The following is an 18,815-nucleotide window of genomic DNA, read 5'->3' on the forward strand; positions in this document are numbered from 1 at the left end:
GGAGGCAGCCTCGATGCCCGAAGTCCTCAAAGCCCCCCTCGTCGTCGAGTTCCCCTTCACCCGCTCCCTCGGCCCCGTACAGAGCGCCTTCCTGACCGGCCTGCGCGAACGCGTCGTCCTCGGCGTGCGCACCACCGACGGCCGCACCCTCGTCCCGCCCGTCGAGTACGACCCCACGACCGCCGAGGAGATCCACGACCTCGTCGAAGTCGCCCCCACCGGCACGGTCACCACCTGGGCCTGGAACCACGCCCCCCGGCGCGGTCAGCCCCTCGCCACCCCGTTCGCCTGGGCCCTGGTCCGCCTCGACGGCGCCGACACCGCCCTCCTGCACGCCCTCGACGTCCCCGGCCCCGAAGCCGTGCACACCGGCATGCGCGTCCGCGTCCGCTGGTCCGAGGAACGCACCGGCGCCATCACCGACATCGCCTGCTTCGAGCCCCACGACGGCGTGGCCGGGCAACCCACCGGGCACTCGGGCCGGTTCGAGGACGAGGTGACCGGCATCGTCGCCCATGCCCGCCTCGACTACACCTACTCGCCGGGCCGCGCCCAGTCCGCGTACATCACCGAGCTCTCCCGGCAGCGCACGGTCGGCGAGCGCTGCCCGTCCTGCCGCAAGGTGTACGTCCCGCCCCGCGGCGCCTGCCCCACCTGCGGTGTCGCGACCGCCGAACAGGTCGAGGTCGGCCCGCGCGGCACCGTCACCACCTTCTGCATCGTCAACATCAAGGCGAAGAACCTCGACATCGACGTCCCCTACGTCTACGCCCACATCGCCCTCGACGGAGCCGACCTCGCCCTGCACGGACGCATCGGCGGCATCCCCTACGACCAGGTACGGATGGGCCTGCGGGTCGAGCCCGTCTGGACCGAGGGCGCCCGCCACCCGGACCACTACCGGCCGACCGGAGAACCCGACGCGGACTACGACACCTACAAGGAGCTGCTGTGACGCGCCAGGCACCGGGTTTCCGGGACATCGCCGTCGTGGCCTTCGCGCAGACCGACGTCCTGCGCACCACCGACGAGCTCTCCGAGGTCGAGATGCTCATGCCGGTGCTGCACGACGTCCTGGCGCAGACCGGCCTGAGGACCGCCGACATCGACTTCACCTGCTCCGGTTCCAGCGACTACCTCGCCGGCCGCGCCTTCTCCTTCACCCTCGCCCTCGACGGCGTCGGCGCCTGGCCGCCGATCTCCGAGTCCCACGTCGAGACCGACGGCGCCTGGGCCCTCTACGAGGCCTGGACCAAGCTGCTCACCGGCGACGCCGACACCGCGCTCGTCTACTCGTACGGCAAGTCCTCACCCGGCTCCGTCCGCGACGTCCTCACCCGCCAACTGGACCCCTACTACGTGGCGCCCCTGTGGCCGGACTCCGTCGCCCTCGCCGCCCTCCAGGCCCAGGCCCTCATCGACGCCGGCGACACCGACGAGCCGGCCCTCGCCGCGATCGCCGCCCGCAGCAGAACGGCGGCGGCCGCCAACCCCCACGCCCAGCTTCGGGGCCCGACAGCGCAGGGCCCCTACGTCGTACGGCCGCTGCGCACCGGCGACTGCCCGCCCATCGGCGACGGAGCCGCCGCGGTGATCCTCGCCGCCGGGGACCGGGCCCGTGAGCTGTGCGGACGCCCCGCCTGGATCAGGGGCGTCGACCACCGCATCGAGGCGCACGGCCTCGGTGTGCGCGACCTGACCGACTCGCCCTCGACCCGCCTCGCCGCCGAGCGCGCCGGCGCCTTCGAACGGCCAGTGGACACCGCCGAGTTGCACGCTCCGTTCACCGCGCAGGAGGTCGTCCTGCGCAAGGCCCTCCGGCTCGGCGACGACGTGCGGGTCAACCCGTCCGGCGGGGCCCTCGCCGCCAACCCGATGATGGCCGCCGGACTCGTCCGCATCGGCGAGGCCGCCGCCCGCGTCCACCGGGGCGAGTCCGACCGCGCCCTCGCCCACGCCACGTCCGGCCCGTGCCTGCAGCAGAACCTGGTCGCCGTACTCGAAGGGGATCCGCGATGAGCAAGGAGCCCGTGGCCGTCGTCGGGATCGGCCAGACCAAGCACGTCGCCGCCCGGCGGGACGTGTCGATCGCCGGACTCGTCCGCGAGGCCGCCCGTCGCGCGCTCGACGACGCCGAGTTGACGTGGGCCGACGTCGACGCCGTCGTCATCGGCAAGGCGCCCGACTTCTTCGAGGGCGTCATGATGCCCGAGCTGTACCTCGCCGACGCCCTCGGCGCGGTCGGCAAACCCATGCTGCGCGTGCACACGGCGGGCTCCGTCGGCGGATCCACCGCCCTCGTCGCCGCGGGCCTCGTCGCCTCCCGCGTCCACGCCACGGTCCTGACGCTCGCCTTCGAGAAGCAGTCCGAGTCCAACGCCATGTGGGGCCTGTCCCTGCCGATCCCCTTCCAGCAGCCCCTGCTGGCCGGCGCCGGCGGCTTCTTCGCACCGCACGTACGCGCGTACATGCGGCGCAGCGGCGCACCCGACACCATCGGATCGCTCGTCGCGTACAAGGACCGCCGCAACGCCCTCAAGAACCCCTACGCCCATCTCCACGAGCACGACGTCACCCTGGAGAAGGTGCAGGCCTCGCCCATGCTCTGGGACCCGATCCGCTACTCCGAGACCTGCCCCTCCTCCGACGGCGCCTGCGCCATGGTCCTCACCGACCGTGCGGGCGCGGCCCGTTCCCCCCGTCCGCCCGCCTGGATGCTCGGCGGCGCGATGCGCAGCGAACCGACCCTGTTCGCCGGGAAGGACTTCGTGTCGCCGCGGGCCGGCAGGGACTGCGCGGCCGACGTGTACCGGCAGGCGGGGATCTCCGACCCGCGCCGGGACATCGACGCCGTCGAGATGTACGTGCCGTTCTCCTGGTACGAGCCCATGTGGCTGGAGAACCTCGGCTTCGCCGCCGAGGGCGAGGGCTGGAAGCTCACCGAGTCCGGTGCGACCGAACTCGGCGGTGACCTGCCCGTCGACATGTCGGGCGGTGTCCTGTCCACCAATCCCATCGGCGCCTCCGGCATGATCCGCTTCGCCGAGGCGGCGCTCCAGGTGCGCGGCCAGGCGGGGGAACACCAGGTGGACGGGGCCCGGAAGGTCCTTGGGCACGCCTACGGCGGCGGCTCGCAGTTCTTCTCCATGTGGCTCGTGGGCGCACGGCCTCCGGACTCCTGAAAGGTCCTACTCATGTGCTCTGTCCGCGTCCGTGACCGATCGCTAGGCTTGCCCGCGGACGACGAACCGGGAGGAGCACGGACGTGGCCGAGAGCACCATCCAGCAGCAGCCGTTCGCGGGCTGGGACAAGCCGGAGCTGGACCTCAGCAAGGCCGATTGGCAGTCCAGCAGCAGGGGCCTGGGGGATGTCCAGATCGCCTTCGTCGAGGGGTTCATCGCGATGCGCAACAGCGGCCGCCCCGAGAGCCCTTCCCTGATCTTCACGCCCGCGGAATGGGGCGCCTTCGTGTCCGGCGCGCGGGAGGGGGAGTTCGACCTGACCTGACCCGGCCGGAGGCCTCCGCGAAACGCCCGAACCGGCGGTGTTTCCTCTCGTTTTCCGGACACGCGACCTCTGGGACCCGGCCCGGGCCGACACCTCGGCCAGGCTGGGCCCAGCAGGACGAAGGTCGTATCCCGGAGGTGAGGACCATGAGCACCCTGCCGGTCGTCGCGGCGGTCGACGGTTCCGAAGACAGCCGGCGCGCCCTCGACTGGGCCCTGGACGCCGCCCGCCGGCGCGGGGCTCCCCTCCGCGTGGCGCACGTACGCCAGTACGCGGTCTGGACCCAGCCAGGTGGGCCCGTCGTCCTGCCACCGCCCCCGGACCAGGACCCGGTGCTCGACGACGCCCGCGCCCGGCTGGCCGGGCGTGCTGAGGGTCTGGACCTGGAGTACGTCGGCCTGGACGGCGCGGCGGGTGCCCTCCTGCCCGAACTGGGAGCCGAGGCCGAACTGCTCGTCCTCGGCTCCCGGGGCCGCGGTGGCTTCGCCAGCCTGCTGCTCGGCTCCAACAGCCTGGCCACGGCACGCGACGCCGAGTGCCCGGTCGTGGTCGTCCCCCGACCCGGCCGCGAGGTCGAGGGCCCGCAGCCCGAGCCCGGTCCCCGCGTGGTGGTGGGCCTCAAGGTGGACGGCCCTGACGACGCCGCCCTCGACTTCGCCTTCACCGAGGCCGGCCTGCGCGGTGCCCGCGTCCAGGTGGTCGCCGCCTATCCCTGGCCCGTCCAGACGTGGGCGGCGCCCGGTGACCTGATCGCTCCGCCCGTCGACCAGGAGGTCGTCGAGCACGAGACGCGCACCCTCGCGGAGGGCTTCCTCGCCCCGCACCGCGAGCGCCATCCCGGCGTCCGCGCCGAGATCCACCCGGCCCCCGGCGACGCGGCCGGCCGGCTCGTCGAGGCCTCGAAGGACGCCGACCTGGTCGTCGTGGGCCGCCATCGGCGCCGACTGCTGGCCCCCGCCCGCATGCTGGGCTCCGTCACCCAGGCCGTCCTGCTGCACGCGGCGAGCCCGGTGGCGGTGGTGCCGCCGAAGTCCGGGGAGGAATGACCCGGATGCTAATGGATGCCTGCCGACCTATCATTAGGGCATGCAGGACTCGACCTCCCGCGACACCCGCCTGGCCCTCGACCTGGCCCTGACCATCCGGCACGACGGCCGCGGCGGGATCGCCGACGACCTGGCCGACCCCGCCGCCCTCACCGCCTGGATCCGCGCGCACGCCGACGATCTCCCGCACGTCGCCGGGCACCCAGCCGACGCGACCGCCCATGCCGCCGTCCGCGACCTGCGCGCCGCTGTCCGCGCCCTCTTCGCGCACGCCGTGCGCCCCGGCGCGCCCAGCCCCGCCGACGCCACTCGCCTGCTCCCCGTACCGGAGGCCCTGCAACGCCTCAACGCGGCCGCCGCCCGCACCCCCACCGTCCCCGTGCTGCGCTGGGCCGAGGACGCGGGCCCCGTCGTCGACCGGCGGCCCGCCCAGGACGGCGCTGATCTCACGGCCGCCCTCGCACAGGCCGTGATCGCCTTCCTGGCCGGCCCCGACCTGCACCGACTGCGCGCCTGCCACGCCCCCCGCTGTGTCCGCTACTTCCTCAAGGACCACCCGCGCCAGGAGTGGTGCAAGCCGTCCTGCGGGAACCGCGCCCGCGTGGCCCGCCACCACGAACGCCACAAGCAGTCCTCGTAGCGCCGGGCCCGCCCCGATAGGGCAGAGGGGCCCGCACCGATCGGGCTGATAGGCCTGCACCGATCGGGCAGAGGCGGCAGGCGCGGTCCCGACGCGCGAGCGGCCGAGGGGCGACTCCGCCTGCCGAAAGGACATGCGGAACGCCCGTTTCGGCCGGGGAGACGGAGGGGCCGGGACCGCCGGGCTCCCGCGTCGGCTCCCCGCCGTCCCGGACTTCCGGGAGGCGACGATCGGCGTGGAACCGCCGGAACCGCCGTCCTTCGCAGCGGCCCGATGAGCCCCCTGGGGAGAGCCGCCGAATCACCGGGAACAGGCGGCCTCCCGGCCGACGCCCGCGGCCCCGGTGCACGTACCATGGCCGCATGTCGTTCCTCCGCCGCCGCAGCGCCACGCCCGCCGGGCCCGATTTCGACGTTCTGGCCATGGATCCGGGCGATTGGCCCGGCAACCTCGGCGCCGGCCTGCTGCCCGCCCCCGACGGCACCTGCCAGGGCGTCTTCCTGCGCTACGACCTCTTCGGCGGCCGCGGCCCCGCGATGATCATCGGCAATCTCCCGGAGGGCTCCCCGGCCCGCGAGGTCGAAGAGGGCCAGGTGCCCTTCGAGGTCGCCCAGCTGCTGCTCGCACTGGAGAACGACGAGGAGGTGACCGTCGTCGGCACCGAGGACCTGCCGGTGATGCAGGGCGACAACCTCCTGATCGTGCGCCGCCTCAAGCTCTCCGAGAGCCGCATCTCCTGCGTGCAGTTCGACCGCAGCGACAACGTCCTGGTGACCATCGCCGCCTGGGACCGCCCCATCACGGACGACCTGTACGCCCTGCTGAAGCCGCTCCCGGCGGAGCTTTTCCAGCAGGGCTGACCGGCGGCCCGCCCGGTGGGCCGGGCCGGCGTTTCTACGCGGCGGACGGGCGTACGTCCGCCGCCCGGACGAACGCCACCCGGTGGCCGTACTGGATCTGGTAATACAGGTCCTTGCCGACCACGACCCGGTGTCCGCCCGTGTCGAAGGTGACCGCGTAGTAGTACTCGCCCGGCACCTTGTCACCGACGACGTACTTCTGGCCCTTCGGCATCCGGTACGGCAGCGGTGACACCGCCTGCGCCGGGACTCCCTCCGGGTAGGCCGACGCCTCCGGGTAGGCCCTTCCGTAGAGCGGGACACTGTCCACCCCGTTCTTCGGGGTGACCACCAGGCCGGACGCCGGCACGGCCGTCGGCTTCTTCGCCGGGTTGCGGAACCAGGCCTTCTGGCCCAGGTACCAGATCGCCGTCCAGTCGCCCCACCGGTCGGCGACCGCGTACTGCTGACCGGTGGACACCCGCGAGGAGATGTCGTTCACGCCCGTGCTCGGCGCCGTCCCCAGACCGACGTCCTTGATCAGGGCGGAGGTCTCGGAGTGGTCGGAGTACAGCCGCACCGCGCTGGAGCCGTGCGCCGCGCACGGCTCTCCCTTGGCCACACAGCCCGTGTACACCGGTTGGTTGGCCTTGTAGTCCGGCAGGATCGTCACCAGGGAGCCGTTCGGGTCGGCCGTGGCCTGGAAGGGCCGGCCGAGCAGCTCGAAGTAGTGCCGCCAGTCCCAGTACGGGCCGGGGTCCGTGTGCATGCCCCCGACGGTCGCCGTCGTCGGGCCCGGCACGTTGTCGTGGCCCAGGATGTGCTGCCGGTCCAGCGGGACGCCGTACTTCGCCGCCAGGTACGACACCAGGCGCGCCGACGACCGGTACATCGCCTCCGTGTACCAGGAGTCGGGGTGGGCGAGGAAGCCCTCGTGCTCCAGGCCGATCGACCTGGCGTTGACGTACCAGTTGCCCGCGTGCCAGGCGACGTCCTTCGCCTTCACGTGCTGCGCGACGTGGCCGTCGGTGGAGCGCAGCGAGTAGTTCCAGGACACGTAGGCCGGGTCCTGGACGAGGTTGATGACCCCTTCCCAGCCGCCCTCGGTGTCGTGGACGACGATGTACCGGATGGGCTGGGACTGTGGGCGGTCGCCCAGGTCGTGGTTGCCGTAGTCGTCGTCGCCGAACTGCTCGTAGGGCGCCGGGATCCACTCGCAGGAGACGGTCGCCGGGCACTCGGTGCCCGCGGCGGAGGCCAGGCGCAGACCGACGTTCCGCAATTGGGCGGTCTCGGGCGCCAGGCGCGGCTGCGCGGGCAGGTCGATCCGCTGCCCGGCGTCCGTGGTGCGGGCGACGCCGGTGCGGATCACCTCGTACACGTCGTTGGCGTAGGTGGCGCCCGTCGCGCTGTCGTCGGCGCCCGAGAAGCGGGCCACCGCGCCGTACCAGTCGGCCGGGTCGGCGCTCAGCGGGGCGCCCAGATCGCGCTGGGCGGCGGCGAGGAGCGCGGCGCCGCCGATCACGTTGGCCGCGGGGTCTGTGCGCAGCAGGTCGGGGCTCAGGCCGGTCAGCTCGGCCGCCTGGAGGAGCGTCGTGAAGCGGGCCGGGATCTCGGCGTCCTCGGGGAGCGTCATCTCGGGGTGCAGCGGGGCGCGGGCGCCGTCGCCGCGGGCGTCCTCCAGGCCCTCGCTGTGGTGCGGCGCGGTGGTGAGGGCGGTGCGGGCGTCGGTGAGGTGCATCGGGCCGTAGCCGCCGATCACGCTCGGCGCCCCGCCGTGCGCGTCCCAGCGGGACTGCAGGTAGGAAACGCCCAGCAGTACGCTCTGCGGCACGCGGTATTCGGCGGCCGCGGCGGCGAACGCCTTCTGGAGCCCGGTCGCGGAGTCGCTCGTCGCGCCGGTGGACGGGGTCGCCCCGATCAGCGGCAGCAGCAGGGCCACCGACGCCGCGGCGCCTACGGCTCTTCGGGCGCGCGCACGACCGGGGAGCGAACCGGGGTGGGTGACGGATCCTCGCAATGCGGCCTCCTGGGAGAACGAGGGGGGCGGGGCGTGCGGGGCCGGGCGTGAGGCAGTGGTACCCGCTTGCCGATGACCCGTCAATAATGCCGAGCTTATGGTGATTTCCCCTGTCGGCGGGGGTCCGGCGCGTTGCGTCAACGGAGGCCCGGACCTGCGGGGGCGTCCGTGGCGCACCATTGAGACGTTGCCACCTTGAAATGTGCTGGTCAGTGGGGCTGGTGTGAGCGGGGGTGGGGTGCTCGTGCTGGTCGTCGGACTGAGCGTGCCGGGGTGATCGTCTGCCGCGTCGAGTCAGCGGCTCGCCCCGCGTTCGTCAGGACGAGGAGGGCACGCAGGAGGACGGTGGCCTGCTTCGCGTCCAGGCGAGGTTGGTGAGTACGCGCCAGTTTTTCAGGTCGGCGAAGCCGCGCTCGTTCGCCGCGCGTTCCCGGCTGAGCGTTCCGTTGTGTCCGGTGTGCGCCACGTCTCATCCGCGGGCTGTTACGGCAGAGGGGTGGCTGGTGTCTTGATGCCGCGTCCACTGCATGGGGGGTGGCGGCGGTTGCGGTGGTCCTGGCAGCTGCGGTGGGTCGAGGTCGACCTGGAGCAGGTGCAGGACCAGCGCGCCTACCTGGTACGGATCACGACCCGGCAAGCACTCAACCGGCTACGCACCCTCACACGGCGCAAGGAGGCCTACGTCGGCCCCTGGCTGCCCGAGCCCCTGCTCACCGCGCCGGACGTGGCCGAGGACGTCGAACTGTCCGAGAACCTGTCGCTGGCACTCATGTTCATCCTCGAGACCCTCTCACCGACCGAACGCGCCGTCTTCGTGCTGCGTGAGGTCTTCGACATCGGCTACGAGGACATCGCGGCCGCAATCGACAAGAGCCCCGCCGCCACACGCCAGATCGCCTACCGCGCCCGCCAACACGTCGACGCCCGCCGGCCGCGTACATCGGTCTCTCCGGAAGAAACCCGGGCAGCGTTGCTTTCGTTCCAGTCCGCGCTCGAAACCGGGGACCTGCACGGGCTCCTCGACGTACTCGCCCCGGACGTTGTCTTCGTCAGCGACGGCGGCGGCCTCAAGCTGGCGGCCCAGCGGCCGGTCGTCGGCGCCGACAAGGTGCTCCGTTACATGGCCGGCAGTGTCGAAAAGGCCGGCGGCACCTTCACCAGTGAGCCCACGACGGTCAACGGCAACCCCGGACTCATCCTGCGCGTGGACGGCGTGATCGACGGCGTGCTGGCCTTCCGCGTGGAGAACGCCCGCGTCACGAGTCTCTACTACGTCCGCAACCCCGAAAAGCTCACCCGCGTCGAGTCCGAAACCCCCCTCACCTCCCGCTGACCGTCTCCCCGCGCACGGCCGACCGAGGGGCACGGCAGCGCTGCGTGCCACCGCGGACCGGGTGCCGCGTGGGGCGGACATACGAAGGCCCGCGGTGCGCCGCCGCTCGGGCGCACCGCGGGCTTTTCTCCCTCAGCGAGTGCCGACCGCCGCCCGTACGGCCCGCCGGGCCATCTGGCAGTCGTCGTGCAGCCGCCGCAGCAGCAGCCGCTGTTCCTCGCCGGACGGGGCGGCACCCGGGTGGGCCGTCCCCGAGGCCGTCGAAGCCGTCTCGTGCATCGAACGCTGCACGGCCGTCTCGTAGGTACGGATCTCCCGGGTCAGCACCAGCATCAGGTTCACCAGGAACGCGTCGCGCGAGGCCGGGCCCGCCGACTGCGCGATCTGGCTGATCTGACGGCGCGCCACCGGTGCGTCCCCGAGCACCGACCACAGCGTCGCCAGGTCATAGCCCGGCAGGTACCACCCCGCGTGCTCCCAGTCCACCAGCACTGGACCGGCCGGTGACACAAGGATGTTGGACAGGAGGGCGTCGCCGTGGCAGAACTGGCCCATGCCCTGGCGGCCCGCGGTCGTCGCGATGCCGTGCAGCAGCTTCTGCAGGTCGCCCAGGTCCCGGTCGGTGAGCAGACCCAGCTCGTGGTACCGGGAGATCCGTGCCGCGTAGTCCAGCGGCGCGTCGAAGGTGCCGGCCGGCGGCCGCCAGGCGTTGAGCCGGCAGAGCGCGCCGAGCGCCGCCCGGATGTCCGCGCGCGGCGGCGCCTCCGCCGGGTGGCGCTGAAGGGCCGCGGCCCGTCCCGGCATCCGTTCGACGACGAGTGTGCAGTTGTCCGGGTCCGCCGCGATCAGTCTCGGCACGCGCACCGGAGGGCGGTGCCGGACGAACGTGCGGTATGCCGCTATCTCGTGGCGGATCCGCTCGGCCCACACGGGGGAGTGGTCCAGTAAACACTTCGCGACGGCCGTGCTGCGTCCTGTCGTACCGACCAGGAGCACGGAGCGTCCGCTGCGGCGCAGCACCTGAACCGGAGCGAACTCCGGGCAGATCCGGTGCACCGAGGCGATCGCCGTGCGCAGCTGGGCGCCCTGGGGGCCGGACAAGTCGAGTCTCCCGCTGAGCGGTTGCGTGCCGACGCCCGCGGGACGCCGGCCACGGCCCGTGCCGAGCACGGGAGCCGCCGACCGCGCGGGGTCGAGGTAGGGGCCGCCGCCGCCCGGGCGAGGGTGCAGCGACCGGGGCGGGGCGGACACGGAGGACGATGCTGCGTACATGGGCGAAACAGATCCCTTCGTGTGCCGGACGTCAAAAACGCTGCCCCGACCGGCCCTTACGGGTACACCCTGGGGAATGTCCCTCGGCGACCGGGTCGGGGTGGCGCGTTCCTACCTGACACCCAAGGCCCACTGGCACACCATCTGGCGGACCCTGGCGAAACCCTGGCGAATAGTCCCTCGGCAACTTTCACCGGGCTACTGTCAACTCAGCCGAGAACCTGGGGGCTTACGTGAGCGGACAACCCAACACCCGGCTCGCGGACCTGTTCGGCCTGGCCGGCTGGTCCAAGGGCGAACTCGCGAGGCTGGTCAACCGGCAGGCGGCGGCCATGGGCCACCCCCAGCTGGCGACGGACACCTCCCGGGTGCGGCGGTGGATCGACATGGGAGAGATCCCGCGCGATCCGGTGCCGCGGGTGCTGGCGGCTCTGTTCACCGAGCGACTCGGCCGTGTCGTGACCATCGAGGACCTCGGTCTGGTACGGCACGGGCGTACGGGGAAACGGCAGGGCGGCGGGAGCGCGGAACATCCCGACGGCGTGCCGTGGGCGCCCGAACGGACCGCCGCGGTCCTCACCGAATTCACGGGAATGGACCTCATGCTCAACCGACGCGGCTTGGTGGGCGCGGGTGCCGCGCTCGCCGCGGGATCAGCACTCAGCAGCGCCATGTACGACTGGCTGCACTCCGACCCCACCCTCTCCGCCGACGCTCCCTTCGTCGACCAACCGCTTCTGCACGCCGACTCCGCCGGGTTCGACCGTTACGAGGCCGCCCCCATCGGGACGGAGGAGGTCGATGAACTGGAGCGCTCGGTCGAGGTGTTCCGGGCCTGGGACGCCGCCCGTGGCGGCGGGCTCCAGCGCAAGGCCGTGGTGGGCCAGCTCAACGAGGTGGGCGGCATGCTCGCCTACCGTCACCCTCCCCATCTCCAGCGGCGCCTGTGGGGCGTCGCCGCCAACCTCGCCGTCCTCGCGGGCTGGATGTCGCACGACGTCGGTCTGGAGCCCACGGCCCAGAAGTACTTCGTCATCGCCGCCCATGCCGCGCGTGAGGGCGGTGACCGACCCCGGGCCGGTGAGGCGCTGTCCCGGGCGGCCCGGCAGATGGTCCACCTCGGCCGGCCCGACGACGCCCTGGACCTGATGAAGCTCGCCCAGTCCGGCTCCGGTGACGAGGTGCTGCCGCGGACCCGGGCGATGTTCCACACCATCGAGGCGTGGGCACAGGCGTCCATGGGCAAGGGCCAGGCCATGCGCCGCACCCTCGGCCGGGCGGAGGACCTGTTCGTCTCCGACAAGAGCGACGTGGAACCGCCGTCCTGGATGCAGACCTTCAAGGACGAGGACCTGTACGGCATGCAGGCCCTGGCCTACCGCACCCTGGCCGAGTTCGAGCCCGGGGCGGCCGTGCACGCCCAGCACTACGCGGAGAAGGCGCTCGCGCTGCGGATCGACGGGCGGGAGCGGTCGAAGATCTTCGACCACCTGTCGATGGCGTCGGCCTGTTTCATCGCGGACGATCCCGAACAGGCGGACCGGTACGCCCGTCTCGCCCTGATGTCGATGGGGTCGAACTCCTCCCGTCGCACCTGGGACCGGCTGCGTCAGATGTACCGGCTCACCGCGGAGTACGCCAACTACCCGAGGATCAGCGAACTGCGCGAGGAGATCCGGCAGGCGCTGCCGAAGCCGAGGGGAGGACGGAGCGGCAACGCCGCTGATGCGTAGATGCGGTGACGTCCATGATGCGGTAGGGGCCGGTGCCGCGGTCCCCGTCTCTCACGATTGCTGTCAGGGCGTCACCCGGGCGACGAGCACACAGGCGTCGTCCTCGCGGTCGCCCGTGCCGAACTCCTCCACGACGATCCGCACGCAGTCCCGCGCGGTGGGCGCCGCGTGGAAGCGCGGGGCCAGGTCCAGGAGGGGAGTCGCGTCGGCCGGTCGTCCCCCGCTCTCGGTTTCGCTCGGGCAGCGGGGTGACTCCCATCCCCGGGGCACCAGTCCGTCGGTGTACAGCAGAAGGAGGTCGCCCTCCTCCAGGGTCTCCTCGGCCTGCCCGTAGACGGCGCCCGAGGTGGCACCGAGGAGGACACCGCCTGGTGCGCTCAGCCGGCGCCCCGTCCCCTCGCGGAAGAGCAGCGGGGCGGGGTGTCCGGCCTGCGCCCACACCAGGGTGCGGGTCTGCGGCCGGTAGCGGCAGCAGACGGCGCCGGCGAGGGCCGGCTGGACGCCGGAGTCGAGTAACTGGTTGAGCCAGGACATCAGTTGGGCCGGCTGGGTGCCCGCCATCGCCATGCCGCGCAGGGCGCCCAGCATCATGGCCATGGTGGAGGCGACGGCGGGACCCTGTCCGGTGAGGTCGCCGACGCTCAACAGGGTCTCGCCGTCGGAGAGTTCGAGTGCGTCGTACCAAGTGCCGCCGATCGGTGAGCTCGCCCCGGCGGGCAGGTGGTGCGCGGCGATGTCGAGGCAGGGGCGGCCCTGGTGCGGGAGGCGCAGGGAGCCGCGCCGGGGGGGCAGCACGGCCTCCTGCAGCTCGGCCGTGAGCCGGTGCTCGGTCTGTGCCAGATGCCGGTGACGTTGCAGTGAGTCACGGGTCGCGCGCACCGTCCGCTGGCTGCGCCGCAGCTCGCTGACGTCGCGCAGCACCGCCCACATGGCGGCGGTGCCGCCGTCGGAGTCGAGCACGGGCTCGCCCATCATGTGCACGGTCCGGACCTCGCCGTGCGGCCGTACGATCCGGAACTCCCCGTCGATGGGCCGGGCGTCGACCAGACAGTCGGTGACCATCGCGGTGAGCGTCGGCCGGTCCTCTTCGAGGACGAGCGAGGGAAGTTCGTCGAGGGTGAGCGGGGGAGCGGCCGGGTCGCGGCCGAGGATCTGGTACAGCTCGGCGGACCAGTCGGCCTCGTCCGTCAGCAGGTTCCACTCGGCGCTGCCGACCCTGCTGAGCAGCGCGTCGCCTCGAGGGGCGGGCGACACGGGGGCGGTCTCCACGGCGGGTGGGCCGTCCCGCAGCTCGGTCAAGTGGGCGCCGACGTCGTTGAGTTGGTGCAGCGCCAGGTCGCAGAGGGCGCGCTGCCAGCGTCCGTGCAGGTCCGTTCCGTCGCCCTGTGCGTCCCGTCGTACGGCGTCCACCTCGCCCTTGAGCCGCCGTGTCTGCGTGATCAGCGCGTCGACCGAGCCGCGACCCGGCGGCTGGGCGGCTGGGTGATCCGCAGAGAGGTGGGACGGCATGACGCACTCCGATGCGGGGGGACGGGACAACCAAGGCCGACGGAAGGGCTGTTACGACTGTTGCACAGCCCGCGACGCCGTGTAAGGGATTTGGCAACACACGATCCGGTGATGCGTTTGGCATATGCCACAGTCTTCAGGGGGGCGTCGGGACGTGTGAATGCGTACGTCGGTCGAGGGTGCAAGTCGTAGACGGGGTACGTGACTTGGTGGAGTCGCAATGGTGTGCGGCGAGTGTTCATCCGAGTGTTCGACGGCTGTGTGTTCCATGCTGTGGCGTCCGGACGGGGTGGACGGTGCGCTTGTGACGCAGCTCACACCAATTCGCCGCCGCTTCCCCGTAATGCGAACGGCCTCGGCGAAGTCCTACAAGCGTCACACCGAAACGGCCGACTCACCGCTGCGGAGACCGTCCATGGACCTCGCCCACGTCACCGTCCAACAGCCCGCCCGTGCCGAGCTCATCACCTCGGAGGAGCACGACCTGCCGGTGCCCGTCACCCTCGGCTACACCTCGGGCGACCCGCTCGCCGTGCACCTCCACTTCCCGCCCGAGGCCTGTCTGCAGGACGAGGCGGTCACCTGGACCTTCGGGCGTGCGCTGCTGGAAGAGGGGCTGCGCGGGCCCGCCGGGAGCGGTGACGTGCAGATCTGGCCGTGCGGCCGGACCCGTACGGTCATGGAGCTCCACTCGCCGCTCGGGCTGGCGCTGCTCCAGTTCGACACGGACGCCCTGCGCCGCTTCCTGCTGCGGAGCTACGCCGTGGTCGCGCAGGGCCAGGAGGACGTCGGAGCGGAGGTGGACCGGGGGCTGAACGCCCTGCTCGGCAACGTCTGAGGCGTCGCTGCCGCCACCCGTCCGGCGCTCCCTCCCGTCAGCGGTACAGGTCCGGACGCGGGGCGAGGTCGACGGTGACGCGCGTGCCGTTCTCCAGGGCCCGGACCCCGGCCTCGGCGGCGACCGAGGCCGCGTACCCGTCCCAGGTGCTCGGGCCGGTGACCCTGCCCTGCCGGGTGGCGGTGACCCACGCCTGCACCTCGCGGTCGTAGGCGTCGGCGAAGCGGACCAGGTAGTCCTGGGGCACCTCCGTGCCGGCGGAGCCGCGGCTCGTCACCAGCATGCCGTGGTCGTCGCCGATGCGGGCGCTGCCCGCCTCGCACACCGCCTCGCAGCGCACCTGGTAGCCGAAGCCGCAGTTGACGAAGACCTCGACGTCGACGAGGGCGCCGCCGTCCGTCTCGAAGAGCACGAACTGCGGGTCGAGCAGGCCCCCGGGGGCGCCGGACGAGGGGCGCGGCCGCAGGACCGTGACCGCGGTGATTTCCTGGCCCAGCAGCCAGCGGGCCGCGTCGATCTCGTGCGACACCGAGCTGTCGATCAGCATGGCGCTGGTGAAATCGGGCGGCGAGGAGACGTTGCGGTGGGTGCAGTGCAGCATCAGCGGGCGGCCGAGCCGCCCGTCGTCCAGCAGCGCCTTGAGCCTGCGGTACTCGGTGTCGTAGCGCCGCATGAAGCCGATCTGGGCCAGTCGCCGCCCGAGCCGCGCCTCCGCCTCCAGCACGCGCAGTGCGCCGGCGGATTCCGGCACCATGGGTTTCTCGCACAGCACCGGCAGGCCGCGGGCGAAGGCCGCGAGGAGCGCCTCCTCGTGCGCGGGGCCGGGAGAGGCGATCAGGGCGGCCTCGACGCCCGGGGCGTCCAGCGCGGCTTCCACCTCCGTGTGGACGGAGACTTCCCCGATCCCGGCGACGGCCTCCTTCGCGCGGGCGGAGTCGAGATCGGCCACGGCGGCGACCCTTGCACCGCTCACCACGCGATCAAGGCGTCGTATGTGGTCTGCGCCCATGTGTCCGGCGCCCAGTACGGCTACGCCCAGCAGGCCACCCATGTGCCTTCTCCCTCCCGGCGATGATCACGCCGTAGCGTACGTCGCCGGGAGGGGCGCCGGGCAGGGCGCCTCAGTAGCGCAGGACGCCCGCGATGCCGTTGACGTCGCCGAGGGCGCCGTCCGGGACGAAGTGCACCTCGGCGCCCTTCTCCAGGCACTGCTCGACGATCTCGTCGACGATGTCGTCGCGGGCGTCGAGGTCGCCGCTCATGGCGGGCACGAGATGGTCGCCGTCGTCGCGCACGGTGACGCGGTAGTTCTCCTCGACAGCCAGCAGCCGGACACGGCCCTCCCGGGCGCTCTGCCAGACCTCGTCCACGCCGGCCGCGAAGGTCCGGTGGCCGCGGGCCGACTCCAGCTGCCCGGCGACGGCGGCGGTGTCCCGGCGGGCCTCGGCGTCGTGCAGCGGACGCACGGCCTGCCACACGGCCTCGGCGGAAGCGTGGGCGAGGCCGCCGTGCGCGATGTGCACCGCGTCCCGGACGGCGCCGCCGAACTCGTCCAGCAGGGAGAGCGCGGCCGGCTCGCCGGTGACGTACAGCGGCCGCGGGTTCTGGCGCAGCAGCCGGGTCATGGCGGTGTGGGCGTCCCGCAGGAAGTGGCGGGTGCCCTCGTCGCGGAAGGTGCTGGGCAGGTCGCCGATCCGCTCCATGCGCTCGGCGTCGAAGTTCTCCCGGCTCCGGACCAGCGGAAATCCGCCGGTGTGCGCCTCCGCCACCCGGTCGCCGCCGCCGTTCCACAGCGTGACGCGGTCGGCGGAGACCGACAGCACCCAGAACGGCCGTTCGGCGGCCTGCGCGGAGACGAGGTTGCGGGTGAGGAAGGTGTCGGAGAGGACGACGCGTTCGGGCACCGGACGGGCCAGCGACCACACCTGGTGCTCGCCCGGTGCGGCGAAGATGACCAGGCCGTCCTCGGCGTGCGTCAGGTCGACCTCGGCCAGGGCCCGGTCGAGCTGCTCGGCGACGTCGACGCGCCGCTCGCGGGTGACCGACGGGTCGGCCTCCAGCTGTTTCTTTGCCTCGGCCACGACATTGCGCAGTCGCACCCGGTCCTGGGTGCTGTCGGGTTCCCGGCGGTGCGTCGGGGTCAGCACGGACACCGCGGGATAGGGGCGCGGACGGCGCAGCTCGGAGAGGGTCGCGGGGCTGAGTGCGTGCTCCATAGCAGCACGATAGGTCCGATTTGCGTACGGGGCATGGCGTGCCCGTTCCGGGTAGATGCTTTAGAGTTCCAGCTCCGCACGGCTGTCCCACCCTCCGCGCCCACGCGGCCGACGGGCGTGACCTCCAACGTGGCGGCGGGGCGGGGTGGACGGCCGCCGGCTCGCGAGGGCTTCGGCGGCTACGGCCGGGTCGGCCCGCTCACGGTCCGCGCCGACGGCGACCGACTCGACGTCCTGGCCTGGCTGATGAGTTGCCGCGCCCTCGGACGGGGCGTCGAGGAACGGCTTCCGGGCCGGCTCGCCGACCGGGCGCGGATCAACTTGGCCGCACGAAGGCGCGGTTGACGGACGAACGCACCCCGCGCAACGCGCCCGCACGGCGGATCGTCGCCGCCCTCGGCGGGGGCCGACCAGGACGACGAACGGCTGGAGAGGTGGCCACACCGGAACACTGCGGGCGTTCCGGTCCTGGGACCAGTGACGTCCCTCCGCTGCGGCACCGCAGCGGAGGGAAAGGACCGTGCACAGCGCAGCGTGAAGGGCTCTGATGCGTGCCGTAACGGGGAAGCGGCAGCGAACGCAGGGCAGCGGGCGACCGCCGAGGCCATCGAGAGGGGCGGACCGGGCTGGGCCTCACCGAGCTCCTGGCCATGGTCATGCTGACCTGCGGCCCCCGCTCCGACGGCGGATCGGGCGTCGGGCCAGGAGCCGGTGCGGGACCCGCTTCCGGAGCCCAGGCCGGAGCCGCGTCGGGGCGGGACGATGTCGGTTGCGGAGCCGGAATTGGAGTCGGAGTCTGAGCGGTAGTTCGTGCCGGGAAGGGGGTGGTGGGTGCAGGATCCGGTGCCGACGCCCAGCCAGGGAGTTGTGCCGGTGCCCGATCAGGTGCCGGGATCGGTGGCGGAGGTGCGGCCGTCTGCGCGGCCGGGGGGGCGGGTCCGCCGCGGCGGACCCCGCTCGCATCCTGGACGGGCACGCCCTGCCGGCCCAGGACCCAGCCCTGGCGCCGGATCGTGTGCCCGACCAGGAGTTGATGGCGGATCAGCTTCCGATGCGAGCCCGAGTTCGAGCCGGAACCGGTCCCTGAGCCGGAACCGGAGCCCAAGCCGGAGCCGGAGCCGCGTGCCGGGAGGGGTCGATATCGGCTGCGGAGCCGGAACCGCATCCGGAGCGGGATCGGGAGCCCGAGCCCCGTGCCCGTGGCCGAGTCGGAGACAGATTCGGTGCGGTGCCGGACCAGGTGCAGGCGCCCGGCCTGGGGCCTGTGCCCGCGCCCGGCCAGGGGCCTGTGCCCGCGCCCGACCAGGGACCTGTGCCGACGCGCAACCAGGGACCTGTGCCCACGCCGGATCATGTGCCGGTCCCGGCGGCAGCGGTGCTTTTGCTGTCTGCGGAGCCGAGTTCCGTGCCCGCCGCGGAGGCCCCAACCGGGAGCCGAGTTCCGTGCCCGCCGCGGAGGCCCCAACCGGGAGCCGAGTTCCGTGCCCGCCGCGGAGGCCCAACCCGGAGCCGAGTTCCGTGCCTCCCTCGGCCCCGCAACCCCGTTTGGGACGTGCACGCCCTGGCCCCGGCCATCGCAGCCGGTCGTCACCTGCGCCAGGAGCACCTTGACCCGGACGCCGACTTCTTCGGCGCCGGAGGCAGCTCGGTGCACGCCGTCGAGCTCGTGGCCGGGCTGGAGCGCGACCATGGCGTGGAGCTGAATCTCGACGTCGTGTTCGCCGACGCGCAGCCGGTCAGCTGGCCCGGAGCCGGCCACCGGCCACGGGCAGGGTGACCTCATCCCCCTCCCGACCTCCGCCGCAGGCGCTCGCCCTGCCGCCCTCTCGACGAGTGCCGCCACCGACATCCTCGACTTCCT

The 18,815-nt window shown here is 72.7% G+C and carries 17 protein-coding genes; 12 read left to right on the plus strand and 5 right to left on the minus strand.

Annotated features, from left to right (window positions below; genetic code table 11):
* The first annotated feature begins 13 nt into the window (after positions 1-13).
* The 7 genes from ACIHAR_RS00660 (at position 14) to ACIHAR_RS00690 (ending at position 6,054) form a co-directional block, all read left to right on the plus strand.
* A complete protein-coding gene (locus ACIHAR_RS00660) occupies positions 14-955 on the plus strand; it encodes a Zn-ribbon domain-containing OB-fold protein (protein WP_400015603.1) in 942 nt (313 codons plus the stop codon).
* Positions 952-2,019 (plus strand): thiolase domain-containing protein, encoded by a 1,068-nt coding sequence (locus ACIHAR_RS00665; protein ID WP_388749394.1) that lies wholly within the window; start codon positions 952-954, stop codon positions 2,017-2,019. The genes ACIHAR_RS00660 and ACIHAR_RS00665 overlap by 4 nt, the downstream gene beginning before the upstream one ends.
* A complete protein-coding gene (locus ACIHAR_RS00670) occupies positions 2,016-3,182 on the plus strand; it encodes a thiolase domain-containing protein (protein WP_365456515.1) in 1,167 nt (388 codons plus the stop codon). Before ACIHAR_RS00665 ends, ACIHAR_RS00670 begins: the two co-directional genes overlap by 4 nt.
* A gap of 83 nt (positions 3,183-3,265) precedes the next feature.
* On the plus strand, positions 3,266-3,508 hold the full coding sequence (locus ACIHAR_RS00675) for a DUF397 domain-containing protein (protein ID WP_365456512.1): 243 nt from the start codon (positions 3,266-3,268) through the stop codon (positions 3,506-3,508).
* Between the two features lie 146 nt (positions 3,509-3,654).
* Entirely contained in the window at positions 3,655-4,554 is a 900-nt protein-coding gene (locus ACIHAR_RS00680; RefSeq protein WP_365456509.1) for a universal stress protein, read from the plus strand.
* Between the two features lie 40 nt (positions 4,555-4,594).
* Positions 4,595-5,194, plus strand: a complete 600-nt coding sequence (locus ACIHAR_RS00685) for a CGNR zinc finger domain-containing protein (protein ID WP_400015606.1) — start codon at positions 4,595-4,597, stop codon at positions 5,192-5,194.
* Between the two features lie 362 nt (positions 5,195-5,556).
* Complete coding sequence (locus tag ACIHAR_RS00690) at positions 5,557-6,054, plus strand: hypothetical protein (RefSeq protein ID WP_365456503.1); 498 nt, start codon at positions 5,557-5,559, stop codon at positions 6,052-6,054.
* A gap of 34 nt (positions 6,055-6,088) precedes the next feature.
* Here ACIHAR_RS00690 and ACIHAR_RS00695 read toward each other — a convergent pair whose 3' ends face one another.
* Positions 6,089-8,053, minus strand: a complete 1,965-nt coding sequence (locus ACIHAR_RS00695; RefSeq protein WP_400015608.1) for an N-acetylmuramoyl-L-alanine amidase — start codon at positions 8,051-8,053, stop codon at positions 6,089-6,091.
* A 511-nt stretch (positions 8,054-8,564) separates the two neighbouring features.
* Here ACIHAR_RS00695 and ACIHAR_RS00700 point away from each other — a divergent pair.
* The gene (locus tag ACIHAR_RS00700; protein ID WP_400015610.1) at positions 8,565-9,386 is read left to right on the plus strand and encodes a sigma factor-like helix-turn-helix DNA-binding protein; all 822 of its coding nucleotides are present in this window, start codon (positions 8,565-8,567) and stop codon (positions 9,384-9,386) included.
* A gap of 132 nt (positions 9,387-9,518) precedes the next feature.
* Here the strand turns inward: ACIHAR_RS00700 and ACIHAR_RS00705 are convergent, their stop codons facing one another.
* Positions 9,519-10,658, minus strand: a complete 1,140-nt coding sequence (locus ACIHAR_RS00705; protein WP_365456491.1) for an aminoglycoside phosphotransferase family protein — start codon at positions 10,656-10,658, stop codon at positions 9,519-9,521.
* Positions 10,659-10,891: 233 nt separating this feature from the next.
* On the opposite strand from ACIHAR_RS00705, the gene ACIHAR_RS00710 reads away from it, so the two are divergent.
* Positions 10,892-12,391 (plus strand): hypothetical protein, encoded by a 1,500-nt coding sequence (locus ACIHAR_RS00710; RefSeq protein ID WP_400015613.1) that lies wholly within the window; start codon positions 10,892-10,894, stop codon positions 12,389-12,391.
* A gap of 63 nt (positions 12,392-12,454) precedes the next feature.
* On the opposite strand, the gene ACIHAR_RS00715 is transcribed toward ACIHAR_RS00710, so the two are convergent.
* Complete coding sequence (locus ACIHAR_RS00715; RefSeq protein ID WP_400015614.1) at positions 12,455-13,900, minus strand: PP2C family protein-serine/threonine phosphatase; 1,446 nt, start codon at positions 13,898-13,900, stop codon at positions 12,455-12,457.
* Between the two features lie 415 nt (positions 13,901-14,315).
* Here ACIHAR_RS00715 and ACIHAR_RS00720 point away from each other — a divergent pair, with 415 nt between their 5' ends.
* Entirely contained in the window at positions 14,316-14,738 is a 423-nt protein-coding gene (locus tag ACIHAR_RS00720; RefSeq protein WP_365456482.1) for an SsgA family sporulation/cell division regulator, read from the plus strand.
* Positions 14,739-14,775: 37 nt separating this feature from the next.
* Here the strand turns inward: ACIHAR_RS00720 and ACIHAR_RS00725 are convergent, their stop codons facing one another.
* Both ACIHAR_RS00725 and ACIHAR_RS00730 read right to left on the minus strand, forming a co-directional pair.
* Positions 14,776-15,789: a Gfo/Idh/MocA family protein gene (locus tag ACIHAR_RS00725; RefSeq protein ID WP_400015617.1), complete on the minus strand. Its 1,014-nt coding sequence runs from the start codon at positions 15,787-15,789 to the stop codon at positions 14,776-14,778.
* A 70-nt stretch (positions 15,790-15,859) separates the two neighbouring features.
* Complete coding sequence (locus ACIHAR_RS00730) at positions 15,860-16,954, minus strand: chemotaxis protein (protein ID WP_365456476.1); 1,095 nt, start codon at positions 16,952-16,954, stop codon at positions 15,860-15,862.
* Between the two features lie 117 nt (positions 16,955-17,071).
* Between ACIHAR_RS00730 and ACIHAR_RS00735 the strand changes: the two genes are divergently transcribed.
* A complete protein-coding gene (locus ACIHAR_RS00735; protein WP_400015619.1) occupies positions 17,072-17,299 on the plus strand; it encodes a hypothetical protein in 228 nt (75 codons plus the stop codon).
* 1,207 nt (positions 17,300-18,506) lie between these two features.
* Positions 18,507-18,731, plus strand: a complete 225-nt coding sequence (locus ACIHAR_RS00740) for an acyl carrier protein (RefSeq protein WP_400015621.1) — start codon at positions 18,507-18,509, stop codon at positions 18,729-18,731.
* The last annotated feature ends 84 nt before the right edge of the window (positions 18,732-18,815 follow it).

The sequence above is a fragment of the Streptomyces sp. NPDC052016 genome (assembly GCF_044548445.1).
Taxonomy (GTDB): Bacteria; Actinomycetota; Actinomycetes; order Streptomycetales; family Streptomycetaceae; genus Streptomyces.

Excerpts from the sequence above, each read along its gene's own strand:
- ACIHAR_RS00685 (WP_400015606.1), top strand. The coding sequence starts at position 4,595 with ATGCAGGACTCGACCTCCCGCGACACCCGCCTGGCCCTCGACCTGGCC.
- ACIHAR_RS00660 (WP_400015603.1), top strand. The coding sequence starts at position 14 with ATGCCCGAAGTCCTCAAAGCCCCCCTCGTCGTCGAGTTCCCCTTCACC.
- ACIHAR_RS00705 (WP_365456491.1), bottom strand. The coding sequence starts at position 10,658 with ATGTACGCAGCATCGTCCTCCGTGTCCGCCCCGCCCCGGTCGCTGCAC.
- ACIHAR_RS00700 (WP_400015610.1), top strand. The coding sequence starts at position 8,565 with ATGCCGCGTCCACTGCATGGGGGGTGGCGGCGGTTGCGGTGGTCCTGG.
- ACIHAR_RS00730 (WP_365456476.1), bottom strand. The coding sequence starts at position 16,954 with ATGGAGCACGCACTCAGCCCCGCGACCCTCTCCGAGCTGCGCCGTCCG.
- ACIHAR_RS00725 (WP_400015617.1), bottom strand. The coding sequence starts at position 15,789 with ATGGGTGGCCTGCTGGGCGTAGCCGTACTGGGCGCCGGACACATGGGC.
- ACIHAR_RS00720 (WP_365456482.1), top strand. The coding sequence starts at position 14,316 with ATGGACCTCGCCCACGTCACCGTCCAACAGCCCGCCCGTGCCGAGCTC.
- ACIHAR_RS00715 (WP_400015614.1), bottom strand. The coding sequence starts at position 13,900 with ATGCCGTCCCACCTCTCTGCGGATCACCCAGCCGCCCAGCCGCCGGGT.
- ACIHAR_RS00680 (WP_365456509.1), top strand. The coding sequence starts at position 3,655 with ATGAGCACCCTGCCGGTCGTCGCGGCGGTCGACGGTTCCGAAGACAGC.
- ACIHAR_RS00690 (WP_365456503.1), top strand. The coding sequence starts at position 5,557 with ATGTCGTTCCTCCGCCGCCGCAGCGCCACGCCCGCCGGGCCCGATTTC.
- ACIHAR_RS00670 (WP_365456515.1), top strand. The coding sequence starts at position 2,016 with ATGAGCAAGGAGCCCGTGGCCGTCGTCGGGATCGGCCAGACCAAGCAC.